Origin of the sequence: Commensalibacter melissae, assembly GCF_009734185.1 — a bacterium.
GTDB classification, from domain to species: domain Bacteria; phylum Pseudomonadota; class Alphaproteobacteria; order Acetobacterales; family Acetobacteraceae; genus Commensalibacter; species Commensalibacter melissae.
Genome location: NZ_CP046393.1, coordinates 980,203 through 994,742, shown reverse-complemented (window position 1 = coordinate 994,742; position 14,540 = coordinate 980,203). Strand labels below are relative to the sequence as shown.

The 14,540-nt window shown below is 35.2% G+C and carries 11 protein-coding genes; 6 read left to right on the top strand and 5 right to left on the bottom strand.

Annotated features, from left to right (window positions below; genetic code table 11):
• The first annotated feature begins 8 nt into the window (after positions 1–8).
• From dnaN to thiL, 6 genes are all read left to right on the top strand, one after another.
• Positions 9–1,133, top strand: a complete 1,125-nt coding sequence (gene dnaN, locus GN303_RS04355; protein ID WP_110437966.1) for a DNA polymerase III subunit beta — start codon at positions 9–11, stop codon at positions 1,131–1,133.
• Positions 1,134–1,157: 24 nt separating this feature from the next.
• On the top strand, positions 1,158–2,273 hold the full coding sequence (gene recF, locus GN303_RS04350; protein WP_110437965.1) for a DNA replication/repair protein RecF: 1,116 nt from the start codon (positions 1,158–1,160) through the stop codon (positions 2,271–2,273).
• A gap of 108 nt (positions 2,274–2,381) precedes the next feature.
• The gene (gyrB, locus tag GN303_RS04345; protein ID WP_110437964.1) at positions 2,382–4,841 is read left to right on the top strand and encodes a DNA topoisomerase (ATP-hydrolyzing) subunit B; all 2,460 of its coding nucleotides are present in this window, start codon (positions 2,382–2,384) and stop codon (positions 4,839–4,841) included.
• A 123-nt stretch (positions 4,842–4,964) separates the two neighbouring features.
• A complete protein-coding gene (gene nrdR / locus GN303_RS04340; RefSeq protein WP_110437963.1) occupies positions 4,965–5,423 on the top strand; it encodes a transcriptional regulator NrdR in 459 nt (152 codons plus the stop codon).
• Positions 5,424–5,464: 41 nt separating this feature from the next.
• The gene (gene nusB, locus GN303_RS04335) at positions 5,465–5,962 is read left to right on the top strand and encodes a transcription antitermination factor NusB (protein WP_158523846.1); all 498 of its coding nucleotides are present in this window, start codon (positions 5,465–5,467) and stop codon (positions 5,960–5,962) included.
• Between the two features lie 3 nt (positions 5,963–5,965).
• The gene (gene thiL, locus GN303_RS04330; protein WP_110437961.1) at positions 5,966–6,919 is read left to right on the top strand and encodes a thiamine-phosphate kinase; all 954 of its coding nucleotides are present in this window, start codon (positions 5,966–5,968) and stop codon (positions 6,917–6,919) included.
• Positions 6,920–7,102: 183 nt separating this feature from the next.
• Here the strand turns inward: thiL and GN303_RS04325 are convergent, their stop codons facing one another.
• The 5 genes from GN303_RS04325 to GN303_RS04305 all read right to left on the bottom strand — a co-directional run bounded on the left by GN303_RS04325 (position 7,103) and on the right by GN303_RS04305 (position 14,537).
• A complete protein-coding gene (locus tag GN303_RS04325; RefSeq protein ID WP_158523845.1) occupies positions 7,103–7,408 on the bottom strand; it encodes a hemagglutinin repeat-containing protein in 306 nt (101 codons plus the stop codon).
• A 306-nt stretch (positions 7,409–7,714) separates the two neighbouring features.
• Complete coding sequence (locus tag GN303_RS04320; protein ID WP_110437959.1) at positions 7,715–11,158, bottom strand: hypothetical protein; 3,444 nt, start codon at positions 11,156–11,158, stop codon at positions 7,715–7,717.
• Between the two features lie 587 nt (positions 11,159–11,745).
• Positions 11,746–12,519, bottom strand: coding sequence for a hypothetical protein (locus tag GN303_RS04315; RefSeq protein WP_110437958.1), 774 nt, complete (start codon positions 12,517–12,519; stop codon positions 11,746–11,748).
• Complete coding sequence (locus tag GN303_RS04310; protein WP_146206637.1) at positions 12,506–13,195, bottom strand: hypothetical protein; 690 nt, start codon at positions 13,193–13,195, stop codon at positions 12,506–12,508. The genes GN303_RS04315 and GN303_RS04310 overlap by 14 nt, the downstream gene beginning before the upstream one ends.
• A complete protein-coding gene (locus tag GN303_RS04305; RefSeq protein WP_110437956.1) occupies positions 13,149–14,537 on the bottom strand; it encodes a hemagglutinin repeat-containing protein in 1,389 nt (462 codons plus the stop codon). Before GN303_RS04305 ends, GN303_RS04310 begins: the two co-directional genes overlap by 47 nt.
• Positions 14,538–14,540: the final 3 nt, after the last annotated feature.

The following is a 14,540-nucleotide window of genomic DNA, read 5'->3' as shown; positions in this document are numbered from 1 at the left end:
TTTAGTTAATGAAACTAAAGGTTGATCGTACAATATTACTTAAGGCCCTGGCGCATATTCAAAGTGTGGCTGAAAAACGTAATACTATTCCCATTCTTGCCAATGTTTTAATTGAGGTTCAGGATGGACAAATGACATTAACTGCGACAGACATGGAAATCGCAATTATTGAAACCATTCAAGCGGAATCATTGGAAAATGGCGCTGTTACCGCGCCGGCTTCGGTTTTATATGAAATTGTACGCAAGCTACCTGACAGTGCCATAATCGAACTGACCCATACAAGTATTGATATGCCATTATCGCTAAGGGCGGGTAAGTATGCAACCAGCCTGAATGTTCTAGATGTAGAAGAATTTCCTTCCATGACGTCTGGTGATTTTCCCCATAATTTTCAGATTTCAACTGAGGTGCTCAGAAAACTTATTGAACAGACAAGATTTGCTATTTCAACTGAAGAAACGCGCTACTATTTAAACGGCATATATTTTCATATTACAAACAGTGAAAACGAAAATAAATTATGCGCTGTCGCAACTGATGGTCATCGTCTTGCCAAGGTCGAATGTACAATGCCTGAAGGTGCAGAAAACATACCTGGTGTAATAATACCTCGCAAGACTATATATGAAATATATAAATTGCTGGAAGAAGCGGAAGAAGATATCCAGATCATGTTATCTGATACTCGTATTCAGTTAAATTTTGGAAGTGTCACATTAACGTCCAAGTTAATTGATGGTACATTTCCGGAATATGAAAGGGTCATTCCCAAAAACAATACAAAGGTTTTACGGGTTGGAAAACAAGATTTTGCTACAGCTGTGGCAAGAGTGGCTGCAATTAGTATGGAAAGATCCCGTCCAGTCAAATTGTCTTTGGATAACAATTCCCTTGTTTTATCTGCGAGCAGCGTTGACCAAGGCAATGCAAAGGAAGAACTTGACGGTTCACAAGTTCAATATGAATCCACGCCGTTGGAAATTGGATTTCAAGCACGATATTTAAATGACATAACCGACCAGATTGACAATCAGGTAGAATTTATTCTTGCTGACAATTCAGCCCCGACAATTGTTCGTGATGTTGATGATCCTTCTGCATTATATGTATTAATGCCAATGCGGGTTTAATATTCTTATTTAGATGCTTATATAATGAGTATGACGAAGCTAGAACGTCTTACTTTAACAAATTTCCGTAATTTTGAACGACTTGTTTGGACTGTTCCAAGCCAAAAAATCGTGGCTTACGGTCCAAATGCAAGTGGTAAAACAAATTTATTAGAATCGTTGTCCTTGTTGGTTCCTGGTAGAGGATTACGTAAAGCAAGAATTGAAGATTTGGCCAATAATAATAATCAGACTCAGGGATGGGGGATAGTAGGTGAATTTTCAAATCAGCAATATGATAGCAATTTTACACTTTCTACGGGTTGTTTTCCTTTTTCATCAAAACGACAATACAGGATTAACAGCAATATAATTCAAAATCAGAATGAAATTACTCGCTATCTTGCGGCTGTTTGGTTAACACCTCAAATGGATCGACTATTTTTAGAAGGTCCATCTGGTCGAAGACGGTTTCTTGATCAACTTATAATTAGTCTGGAGGGATATTATGCCAAAGAATTGGCAGCTTATGAAAAATCACTTTTTCAAAGAAATAAATTACTTTCAGCAAATGTGTTGGATCATAATTGGCTGAAAGCGGTTGAAGAATCAATGGCAAGACATGCCGTGGCTATAACTGCAGCGAGAATTAATTTTATCCAGCAATTAAATCAAATAAATATTATACAAAAAGCTTTTCCTGAAACCCTATTAAAATTAAATTGTTCCATTGCCGATTATCTTATGAAACATCCTGCCTTGGTAACGGAAGACTATCTGAAACAGAAATGGAAAATGAATCGAGATCAAGATGCGGAGAATAGATCAACTGCTTTAGGTTGCCATCGGATGGATGTTGTCTTTTTTGAAAATAAAAGTAATATTTCTGCGCAGATGGCGAGTACAGGTCAGCAAAAAGCGATTTTAATTAGTGTTATATTAAAACTGCTTGAATTAATTAAAACAAATAAGAAAATTCAACCTTTGTTACTTTTGGACGAACCACTCACGCATCTTGATTCCTATCATAGGAAAATTCTACTTTCCAGTCTTCTTGATATTGATAGTTTTGTTATTATCACAGGGAACGAGATATCTGATTTTTATGATTTTGAGAAAAACTACGATTTTTTAAACTTGAATCATGGAAAAATAGTATGATTATTTATTCTTTCTGGTAAAATAAATATTCTTTTATGCGCATTATTACCCATCTATTGTTTAATAAAAATAAATATAAATTTAATTATTTCTGGAGCCCCATTGAACATGGTTAATACTAACGATAATTCAATTCATTCATCTCATTTAAATAATGATAGTGATAATGAATATGATGCCTCTTCAATTTCTGTATTAAAAGGGCTGGAGGCAGTTAGGAAAAGACCCGGCATGTATATTGGAGATACAGATGATGGATCCGGATTGCATCATATGGTATTTGAAATCGTTGACAATGCCGTTGATGAAGCCCAAGCCGGATTTGCCGATCAGTGTATATTAACGTTATGCAAAGATGGCAGCATAAGGGTCAGGGACAACGGTCGTGGCATACCCACTGATATTCATCCTGAAGAGGGAATAAGTGCTGCTGAGGTAGTGTTGACAAAATTGCATGCAGGGGGAAAATTTAATCAGAATTCCTATAAGGTTTCAGGTGGGCTCCATGGGGTGGGTGCAGCAGTTGTCAATGCGTTGTCTGAATGGATGGAAGTACGTATCTGGCGAAATGGTAAGGAATATTTTATCCGTTTCGAAAATGGTGAAACAGTTCAATCCTTAACGGAAAAAGGATCAAGTGATGAACCGACTGGTACTGAAGTCACCTTTAAACCAAGTAAAGAAATTTTTACGCATATTGTATTTGAATTTGGAATATTAACTCGCCGTCTACGTGAACTGGCCTTTTTGAATTCAGGTATGGAAATAATCGTTACAGATGAACGTGAAGATGAAGTTATAAAGGAAGAATTCCATTACGAGGGTGGTCTAAGTGAATTTGTCAAATGGTTAACTAAATCGAAAAATAACCTTATTGATCCTATTACCGGTAGTTTCTATAACGAAAAAACCAACATTAAAGTGGAATGTTCCTTGGTATGGAACGATACCTATAATGAGCATGTATTATGTTTCACAAACAATATTCCCCAAAAGGATGGTGGAACTCATCTCGCAGGTTTTCGTCAATCCCTAACACGTATAGTGGGAAAATATGCGGATGAAGTTTTAAATAATAATAAAAAAGGATCCCTTGCATTAATAGGAGATGATATGCGTGAGGGATTGACCGCCATATTATCTGTAAAAGTTCCAGATCCTAAATTTTCATCTCAAACAAAAGATAAACTTGTATCCTCGGAAGTTCAACCCGCTGTTCAGAATTCAATATCCGATATGCTTGGTCATTGGTTTGAAACCCATCCTAAAGAGGCAAAACTAATCATTTCCAAAGCGTTTGATGCTGCTTCAGCTCGTGAAGCAGCACGTAAAGCCAGAGAACTTACCCGAAGAAAAGGCGTTCTGGACGTTTCTTCCTTACCCGGTAAATTAGCTGACTGTCAGGAAAAAGATCCTGCACAATCGGAAATCTTTATTGTTGAGGGAGATTCAGCTGGTGGTACTGCAAAACAGGGAAGGGATCGCCGTTTTCAAGCAATTTTGCCACTAAAAGGCAAAATCTTGAATGTTGAACGTGCACGATTTGACAGAATGTTAAATTCTGCTGAAATTGGTACGCTTATAACAGCCCTTGGAACAGGTATTGGTAGAGGAGATGTTGAACAAGGTGGCTTTTCTCTTGAAAAGTTAAGATACCACAAAATTGTTATTATGACAGATGCGGATGTGGATGGATCACATATACGTACATTATTATTAACTTTCTTTTTCCGTCAGATGCCTGAACTGATTGAAAAAGGATACGTTTATATTGCGCAACCCCCACTATATAGAGCAAAAAGAGGTAATGACGAACGATATTTAAAAAATGATGAAGCGCTTGAAGATTATCTATTGAAAAAAGCGATAAATAATACAGCTTTGTACTTGGCCGATGGAACAGAGCTTAGGGAAAATGAGCTTGAGAATCATGTAAAAGATTATTCATCTATACTTCATCGTTTGAGATTTTTTGAAAAATATGCACCTTTATGGATTCTCGAACAAGCGGTCATGTGCGGTGTTTTAAACGAAGATAATATGAATGATCCAAAATGTCGCCAGGAATTACAAGATCGACTTGACAGTTTATCGGCAAAATCAGAAAGAGGATGGCAAATCAGTGATGAAAATGGAATAAAAATTCATCGTGTAGTGAGAGGTGTCAAGGAATCTTATTCTATACCTCTATCCATTATTAAAAGTAAAAATGCAGCTTGGATTAATCAGCACAGGCAAAAATTAATCACCGATTTTAATGAACCTGCAAACTTGTCCATTGATAAAAAAGATGAAAAAGTTAGCGGTCCATCTTCAGTATATGAATTTCTAATGAATAACGGAAAAAAAGGTTTGGCCATTAATCGTTTTAAAGGGCTTGGTGAAATGAATGATGATCAGCTTTGGAATACAACTCTTGATCCTGCTACACGAACTCTATTGCAGGTAAAAGTGGGTGATTTGGAAAATGCAGATGAAATTTTCACAACATTGATGGGTGATGTTGTGGAACCAAGAAGAGATTTTATTGTTGATAATGCGTTGACCGTTGCAAACCTTGATATTTGATTTCAATGTACTTTATTAAGTTAAAGATAAATTGAATATCAATATCCGTATTTTAATCCGTTATTGTTATTATTAATAAAATATTATTACATTCATTATTTTATTAGGTATATAGGTTAAAAAATGTTCTGTCCATTTTGTGGAAATGAAGATACCCAGGTCAAGGATAGCCGCTCCACAGAGGACGGGACTGCCATCCGACGTAGACGTATTTGTATTAAATGCAATCAGCGTTTTACAACTATTGAACGAATTCAACCAAGAGACTTGATGGTTTTGAAACGAAATGGACAAAGAGTTCCGTTTGATAAAGAAAAGCTTGTGCGTTCAATTGAACTTGCAATGCGTAAACGTCCTTTTAGGGCTACAGATATTGATCAGATTGCCAATAAACTAGAAAAACAATTTGTTGATTTAGGTGACAATGTTATTACATCTGAATCTATAGGTGGTGCAACCATGGAAATGCTGAAAAAAATTGATAAGGTTGCCTATATACGTTTTGCCAGTGTTTACTGTGATTTTCAGGTTATTGAAGATTTTGCCGAACTTCTTCCTACTCTTGAACATCATGAAAAATAGTAGATTATAATTAATATAAGTTTTTTAATTTTAGGATGATAATGAGCGACCAAAAAAATATAATGAAGAGGCCAAGAACGTTAACCCGAATTGCAGCGGTCCAGGCTATTTTTCAATGGGAACAGGGTATTGAAAAAGCTGCAAATTTATTGATAGAGCAATTTCTGATTCATCGTATTTCACCTGATTTTCATGATGAAACTTATATTGATGGTAAAACTCATATCCCTAACATTCCACTTTTTACTTCTGTTGTTCAGGGATTTGTACATCGATCTCCAGAAATTGATACAATAATTAAATCATCGTTACCAAATGAATGGCCTTTTCAACGATTGGATCCTATTATTAGAGCCATATTAAGAGCTGCAGTTACAGAACTTTTGCTTGATAATATTGAACCACCAAAAAAAGTTATTATCAATGAATATATCGATGTTTCACATGCGTTTAGTAATGGTGATGAATCTGTATTGATTAATGGAATTCTAAATAATCTTGCTAACCGTTTAAGGAAAGAGATGGAAAACAAGGCCTAATTTATGGAATTGCCACCCGAATTTCAGATTATTGATCAATATTTTAAAAAATTAAGTTGCCCTGAAGCTCTTGATCTCACAGATGATGCTGCAATAGTATCTTTGAATCAAAATGAAGAAATTGTTTTGACTATGGATGCTATGTCTGAAGGTGTCCATTTTTTCAAAAATGATCCAGCTGATCTTATTGCTCGCAAATTGTTGAGATGTAATATTTCTGATATAGCTGCAATGGGGGCAAAACCATATGGATATTTATTGGCATTATCACTTCCAGATCAATATTTTAACCACCAGTGGATGAATCTTTTCACAAAAGGATTGGCCCATGATCAAAAGAAATATGGTCTTTCTCTATTTGGAGGAGATACAACAAAAAATTTGAATAATATGACCTTATCAGTAACAATGTTAGGAAAAGTTAGAAAAGGTCAAGCAATACGTCGAAATACCGCTAAACCAACTGACGGGATTTGGGTAACAGGAACCATTGGTGATGCTGCCATGGGTTTATTAGCTTTGGATGGTAAAATATCTACCAATCAGTATTTTATTGATCGTTATCATATACCTCAACCTAGGATTGAATTATCATTAAATCAAATTGCATCAGCGGCCATGGATATTTCAGATGGTCTTGTACAGGATCTTAGTCACTTAACTCGAGAAAGTAGGGTTGACGCAGTTATATATACCAATTCAATACCATTATCAAATGAGGCTAAAAAATTTCAAAAGGATTATTTTCAAACATATATTACAGGCGGTGATGATTATGAACTTATTTTTACAATACCTGTTAACAAAGAAAATAAAGCACTTGAAGAATCTAAACGTGTTGGTATCAAATTAACAAAAATTGGTTATTGTATAGAATATAACAATGGTCAAATACACATTTTGGATGAATATGATAATGAAATCAAATTAGGGAAATTAGGTTGGAGTCATATTTAAAATTTTAAAGAACTAATTGATAAAAATATATATTTTTTATAAAATGAGTTGGCATAATATATATTATACGTTTTGTATAATAACTTATTAACTTATTTCCATTAATTTTCACATCATTTTAATGACAAAACTATCTAATTTTTTATAAATATTCAATCGTTAAAAAACTATTAACATATTTTTCTATAATTTAATTTCATTATTGATGGTGACCGAGTTTGTTCCATTCACGACCGTGTCAATGGCCGTCCTGCCATAGGTCGTGGTTTTGCCCCAGCTCACCGATGCATCCCCACTCGCTCCAAACGCGAACCCGTGCGCTCCCACATTGGCATTCGCCCCTATGTCCTCCCTGTTGCCGGAAATGGTCGTCTTGCTTCGACTGGTTCTGTATCCCGCATTCAGGCTGATATCCCGGCCCGCGTTGAATATCACATCATTCCCGCTGATACTGCTGGCCGTGGCATTGATATCCTTCACCGCATTCACACTCACCTTTACAACATGAAATAGAAAATGAAAAAATTTAAATTATAAAAATAAACTTATTTATAATATTTATTTGACAATAAATATTTAAAAATCACGGTCTACAATTTAGATAAAAAGGAATTTTGGATTTATGAAAAATTGACCATTAAAAAACAAATAAATTTTATATATATCTTTTATAGAATGTCGATATTAAAAAATAAAAGTTTTCAAATGGTCATATTATTCCTTAATAGCAATAGATGAACTATCTAATTATTATATAACGAATAAATATGTAATATTATATATTTATAATTAGATTTAAAAATCAGATAATGCAACCCGTTTCCATTTGTTCGTAGCAACACACACATAGTGATAATTTGTATCGTCTTTAAATTCACCAGCACTACAATTTTCAGATGATGAAGATGGAGTGGAAAGTGAAATTTTTATTTTCTTTGCAGTAATCATTTCTGTTACATTAACATTTCCATCAAATTTATATTTATTTCCATACCGTAAATTAGTAAAATAAAAAGTGTCCTTATCTAAAGTTTGATTATAACCAATTCGATTGCTTTCACTTTCACTAATTTCACGTTGTTTATTAGAATTGTAAGGGTTATAAAACATATAAACAGTCTGGTTATTTCCATCCAAACTACCAGTCGGAAATGAAACAGGTAATGAGGATGAAATACTTACCCCTTTTTTCATGGTAGGTTGTACATCAAAAAAAGTTTCAGTCTTTCCAACACGAAATATAGGTTGAGTTTTTTGAATATCCTCAGAATTTTCAGGGTCTTTCGTATTGATAATATCTCTAGTTTTAATATCATAAAAATCAAATCCTCCTCTATCTCCAAGAGGATCAATATTAGTAAATTCAGTATGTGCATTTCCAGGATAGAACATATTCCATGTTTGCATAGTACCTTGTCCCGTTACTCTTTTCTCACTGTCAATATACCCTGCTGCTGCTGTTAAAATCGGACTACTAATTGAGGATTTAAAAATGATATAATTATTTTTATCAACTACTATCCCTAGTTTAGTATTTTTACCTTGGCCAGTTCCTAATGCAACACCACCTTCATATCCTAGTGGATCAAATATAACCTGTCCTAAAACAAAACAATTATTTGAACCAAAATTTAATCCTTCACAAGTTGGTGACGTATTTTGTTCAAGTGTAATACCATCATCACCAAAAGGATGTTTATTATCTAATACTTGAAGATTAAGTTTTGTTAATCCAAGATGCAATGAATTATTTGTAGGATCTAAACCCGCATAATTATGATTGCTTCCATCATTAGACATATACGATATCAATTGATATGAACCTGTTTTTGTTTTTGCCTGACCTAATGCTGCAATTGTTTGAGCTTTACCAGCTTTATCTAATTCTTGCATGGGATATGCCCATTTATAAACACCAAACCCAGCATCTGTTCTAATAGATTGACCACCTTTACGTGTTACACCATTAATTAATAGACCTTGTGGCATTAAATCCGCACCTGATAAATTTAACATATAGCTATCATTACTAAATAATCCATTATGTTCTCCATTTTTCAATGATTGTCCCCATGTCATTGTTAAACCATGAGATGCAAGCATACCATCTCGTGATGAATGCAACATAAAATCCCATTCATTATCATAATTACGAGTAATAGAATCTGGAGCATTTATATATGCTTGATCTAGATAAAGATTAAAATTTTTATCACTTAACCCTAAAAACAAAGTAGGTTGACTATAATGATGATAATTAGTATTTCGTATAAAAATATTTTTATCCTTTATATTTTTATAAGTTAAACGATAATCTAAATTATCACCATCATTACTACCTGGTGCGTGTTCTATTGGTTGGCTTGATGAATAAGAAATCCAACCTGGTTTTGTCAAATTGCTACCAGGATATGCATATGTTTCAATTTTAATAATTGTGGCTATAGGATGACCATTATAATCATTAATTGTTGTTAAAGGATTTTCCGCATTATAGCCATAATAATAATTAGGAAGATCCACACCAGATTTATTACTTCCCCCTTGTTCAGTATCTTGCATATTTTTGGCGTAATTTGTCCAAATAGCCATACGTAAATGAATTAAATTCGCTTCCTTTTCGGATAACGCAGGATAAATAATTGCTCTTGCTTTTTCTAATTTAACAGCATATGCTTTATCATCAGCAGAATAAAATTTAATATTAACGCTATTTTCAGTAGTCAAAGCGTCTTTAAGTTTAAAATTATTTGAAAGTTTGACTGTTGTAATTCCATCATCTAAAATTTTTCCGTTTTTATCGATTTGGTTTGAAGGAATATATTCTTCTGGTGTAACAATAACTTGTGTTGTTTTAGGATTAACAAGATTGCCATTTGCATCAAGAACATTGATACCAGTTAATACACATTTAGTTTTTCCAGAACTATGCATTCCTGTCAAACCACAACCGAAAATACCTTTAATTTTAAATTTATTTGCTCCAGCACTAGTATTTTCAGCTAAAAAAAACTCATTGCCTTTTACAATATATGAACCATCTGGATTCTGAACTAATTTATTTCCACCAATAACATCAATTGGCGAAGAATTTGCTGATCGTATATCCATATTAACACTATCAGAACCACCAGAACCAGAACGATGATCATATTGTGGTCCGGACATATTAATAAACTGATAACAAGAACCACCTTCATCTCCACTAGAAGTTGTTTGACAATTCGCTTTTATTCCTACATTTGAACTACGATCGTTCCCACCAATCATTAAAGTATTTCGTCTAACATTATTCCAATCATAACCTACAACGTTACCTTCTCCTTGTTTTGTCAAAGATATTAAATTAACTTTATCATTATTGTATGGGGAAACCGCTTCATAACCACCTTGCATAACAGGGGTATTATTGACAAATAATTCTTGAGCTGTTACATTTCCATCAAATTTATATTTATTTCCATACCGTAAATTAGTAAAATAAAAAGTGTCCTTATCTAAAGTTTGATTATAACCAATTCGATTGCTTTCACTTTCACTAATTTCACGTTGTTTATTAGAATTGTAAGGGTTATAAAACATATAAACAGTCTGGTTATTTCCATCCAAACTACCAGTCGGAAATGAAACAGGTAATGAGGATGAAATACTTACCCCTTTTTTCATGGTAGGTTGTACATCAAAAAAAGTTTCAGTCTTTCCAACACGAAATATAGGTTGAGTTTTTTGAATATCCTCAGAATTTTCAGGGTCTTTCGTATTGATAATATCTCTAGTTTTAATATCATAAAAATCAAATCCTCCTCTATCTCCAAGAGGATCAATATTAGTAAATTCAGTATGTGCATTTCCAGGATAGAACATATTCCATGTTTGCATAGTACCTTGTCCCGTTACTCTTTTCTCACTGTCAATATACCCTGCTGCTGCTGTTAAAATCGGACTACTAATTGAGGATTTAAAAATGATATAATTATTTTTATCAACTACTATCGCTAATTTAGTATTTTTGCCTTGGCCAGTTCCTAATGCAACACCACCTTCATATCCTAGTGGATCAAATATAACCTGTCCTGAAACAGAACTATTATTTGAACCAAAATTTAATTTTGAAGTTTTATTAAGTGCATTGTTTTGAGATATTTTGGTATTATCTTCTGCATGAATGTTAGATAATTCAAAACCTTTAATTATCAATATGAGGCTTGTAAAAACCTGCAATATTCCCTTTAAAGTCATTTAATTCAACCCAAGAAAATTATAAAAATAAATTAATTTTAAAATAATGTTTAATTAATGAAATTTTATGTACAAAAAGCGCGAAACATTAATTAAGCATATTGTCACAAATAATTTTTTAAATACACGTACCATATCAATTTAATAAAAATATACCACTAACATCGTAAAAGAAACCTATATTACTATTATTAATCAAATATTTATTAATTGTTAAAAATTCTGATTTAATTAAGTTTAATAGTACACAAGAAATAAAAAGTGTTTTTATAAATAAAAAATTGAAAAATGATTTTAATTAGTTAAAATAATGAACAAATCTTATGCTTTTACTTTTTTTCATCTTCCTTGCATTCAGGTTGACATTACCCTCGGTTGATATAATGTCACTGGCCGTATGAAGGGAATTGGATGTCGATTTTTTATCAGTGACGTTCTTTTGGCCAATTTGCACGCTCAATTGCGCCTCGTTCGTGAAGAAACCAAACTTTTTCGTCTGGTGATAACCATATGTTAAATTCAATTATCATCTGCGTCATGCCTGCAATCAGCCTGTTTAAATCACCCAAGGGAAACCACTGCCGTGTCTATTTCTTCTTGTTAATGTTTGCCTCCACCTTAACAATTTCAGGATGTTCCTGATTGATGAGATAAACCTTATACTGTCCAATCATGTCTGGATAATTATGCCATACTGCCGTTGTTAAATGATCAAGAATATAGGCAGAATTATTTGCTTCCGTGTTGATTGACCCAAAGCCTTCAAATATCGTTTCATAATTGGATGGATGTTCCGGAGCTATACAAAAATCTGTGCTTAATGGAGTTACATTACATTTAAATAACTCATTATCCTTTCCTGCCGGTCTGACCAGTCTAACTTTATAGTCGACATATTTATAGGTAAACACATCCGCGTTTGTTTTCCACAACTCGGGATTTCCATTGGTATCAGTGAATAGAGGGGTTTGATAGGTTCTCACAACCGTATCATCCTTTGTCGTGTCTCTATTTGTATCTATCAAGGCAATGACATTTGGATGACCATCATTCTTTGGATGCAACCCATCATTGACAACCCTATATCCCAATTCCTTTAAATGTTTTTCTGTATATATTTTGGCCATCATTTCATCTAATGATAAATTGTTATAAGTCAACCAATCCTTATCATCGCTTCGTGCTTTTTTAACTAAAGTTTGAAAATTATATGGCACAAGGACAGCGATGACATCATTTGTTTTGGATAGGGGTCTGGCTGTGCCCAGTCTATTATTTACAGGTGAATAATACTTCCCTGGCCCACAGGCTGAAAGAAGCAAGCATAGTCCAAATCCGTAAAGATAGTTAGATTTTGTCATTCTGGTTTCCTTTTTGTGAAGAGGCTTTCTGTCCCTGTGAACTGGTCATGGGTTTTAGCGGATTTATGGACCTGCCATCCTGATCACGGGGCTTTCTCACATGTTTGAGGTCCGGATTGCTTATATTTGGCGCATTCTGTTTCAATGCCGTCAGGCCACCCGCTGTCGCGTCAAGGGACATGTTGTCGCCAGAGGTCGCAATACCCGCCAGTGCTCCTGATCCCCCAACTATCACGTTCTGCGTCATGCCCGCAATCAGCTTGTTTAAATCATTCGTCTCATCATATGTCGGATTTTTTTGTAACATATTACCTTTTTGATTTTTTTCTTTATTCAATTTTATTTCATTTGTATAATTTCCTGATTCTTTTTTATGTAAATTATTAGGTTTGAGAGGATTTTCCACTGGTGGAGCTATTTTGTCAGCAATTACCTGACCGATATTTGGCAGCTCTGTATTGACAGCATCAGCCGCGGCAACACCCGCAACCGTTGCGCCAACATCCCCGCCCCCAAGCGCAGCCCCTGTAATAGAGGCAATTCCAGAAGCCCCCATCTTCATTATGTCCCTGTCACTGATTTCACCAGATGGGGTGGCCGTTACATTCGTGCCCTTGCCACCATTGGGCTTAATTCCCTGACTGCGCATGATTGTCCTGGTTGGCTTTCTTGTCATTGTAAACCGTGTTGATAATAGCATCCGATATGGTGTTGATCGTCTGCGTAATTTCATTCTGTTTCTTGAAATTGCTGTCAATTTTATTTGCATCAAACCGATCAGCAAGATAACCATTGGCTGCATCTGGATCACGAGAGATAGTGCCCGTAATTGATCCCGCATTGATGGTTATATTCTCCCCTATGGCCGCTTCCGTCTTAGAATGCTCATTATGTGTGGTAATATTACCCGTAAAGCCGGGACCAACAACCTTGTTCAAAACATTGCCGGGCAATAGATTGTTTTCTTTCTCGTCAGTGGCTACACCGGCAACCGTATACTGGCTCTTGAGCGTTTCGGTTCCATTGACATTAAGTCCGCTCCAAATCGAATGGTTATCAAGACTGTTGCCAACCAACCTGTCTGTATTGATGACATTCTTCGAGGCATCTGCAGTGCTAGTAATCGCCCCACCATTGATGGTGGTCGTTCCACCAACATTGATATCAAGTCCTCCGCTGCCAGCCTCAATTCCAGAAACATGCTTTTCCGTTGAGAGATAATTGTTGTGAATATCCTTGACACCACCCGTGATTGTACCTTGGGATTCAGGTATGTCAGGAGAGCTGCCTCCAGCCAAACCAAAACCCGCAAGGGGTATCCCGGCCTGCATTCCAAGTGATTTCGAATCACTGTCATACCTGTTACGGTTTTGCGGTGTGGTTATGTTCATGCTTCCCGTATTGATTGCTATGGATCCACTGGAGGTTTTTCCATCAAGAATTGAACCTTCTTCTGTAGGAATTTTATTGGTGATATGCGCACCATTTAAATTCAGGCTGCCGTTTTTATTATTAATAATTACGGAATGTTGTCCATTCACAATCGTATCGATTGCGGTCGTGCTGGAAGAATGCATATTGCTACCGCTCAATGCCATATTGGCGTTGATCATTGCGCTTCCGCCCCCCATACCGATATCAGCTGTGACCCCTACACCAAAAGATTTGCTTGATGTTTTCCTTTTGACTTTGTCAGTGGCATGACCTGCATTCAGGTTGATGTCCCTGCCGGCATTGAATATCACGTCATTGCCATTAATCGTTGCCGCCGTGGCATTAATATCATTTTTTGCATTGATACTAACTTTTCCACCTGCCGATACAACTGATCCCGTATCCCTGGTTGATTCCGTTGTCAGATGAGATTTGTTGGAGGAATGACCAATCGAGGCATATGCACCAACCAAATTATAATTTGCAGCTGAACTGTTATTTTTATTCGCTTTATTAATTTTGTCTATTTCTTGGGGAGTCATATTGTCTTTAATGGCTTGATCTTTGATCCCTGCTTTACCCAAACC